2 protein-coding genes are annotated in these 1,146 nt (G+C 38.2%); both read right to left on the reverse strand.

The genetic code is table 11. From position 1 onward, the window contains the following. Positions 1 to 180 (reverse strand): hypothetical protein (locus F6K49_RS51485; protein ID WP_293110694.1); only part of this gene is annotated, 180 nt, incomplete at its 3' end. Between the two features lie 753 nt (positions 181 to 933). Then, positions 934 to 1,146 (reverse strand): hypothetical protein (locus F6K49_RS51490; RefSeq protein ID WP_366514380.1); only part of this gene is annotated, 213 nt, incomplete at its 5' end.

The raw sequence follows: 1,146 nt of genomic DNA on the forward strand, positions 1-1,146 counted from the left end.
TTCTTCATCTATTGCCAGATTATCTGGAACTTGTAATACTCTATGATCTACCTCTAGATACTCAGTTACATTCTTAAAGCCCATAAAAGCGCTAATCAACTCTAATCCAGAAGGGTATAACAGTAAAACGCGTTCTCCTTGCCATTGCTGGAGATGAGATGAATTACAACGCTTACTCACGGCTCCTAAATTGGCTTAGTTTGTGCTCGCTATAGGGGCTGATTAGGTCAGTTTATCCTACCTTAATAAGCGCCATAAGTGAGCGATTGTGCATTGAAACTAAGAGCACCGAATTAGATTATATAGTAATACCACATTATCCGGCAAGTTAATCAAAAAAAATTAGTTTTCAGTGATCAAGGTAGGGCTGGCAAATCCCTAGTATTCGTTATGCGATCGCCATTACCCCCAAGTCGTGGTAGAACCAGTTTTACTCTACTATAGACGAATTGCAGAAGTGTAAATTTTTGAAACAAAAATTTACACTTCTGCCTATTTTTACAATATTTATAGGTCTCTTCTGAAGTGACTATGTCGTCGTATTAGTTAAAACAACGAAAGATTGGCAAGACTGGGACGAGCATCTGAGTAAACTAGAAAAACTCTATACCTCAGATAACTATGATGGGGGAAAATACAAGGTAGTTTTTAGATTAGTTAATGCCGCTGATTGTAGCATTAATCAACAGCGGTAACGGGTGTTAATTGTTAGCTTCACATAAAATTCAAGTATCTAATAGTCTTTATCAAAAACAAATATTGATAGCTGGCACATTAGATTAAAATGAAAGCAAAAAAAATAGCCGTAGAAATACTATCTACGGCTATTTCAGTGCTGCAAACCCTATGTCATGTCTATCAGTTTCCGAATCAATCCGGATGTAATCCTACCGGATCAGATCAGGGGGGAAACCCCCCCATAAATTTAAGGTATTAACCCCAAGTCTTCGACTTGGTTGCAAAACTAATTACTTGCCCTGGAATGCCGGTCGGCTGCAAAGGGCTCCAGTCGGAAACCTTACTATACCCCAATGCACAAAGGCCGTAAATAGTATTAATTACTGCTTCAGGAGAGCCCTTAATGTACTTAATACGTTGTTTCTTTGGATTATTGTTTTGATTCGGAATAAAGTCTGTAGACATGAG

Source organism: Moorena sp. SIO3I6, assembly GCF_010672095.1.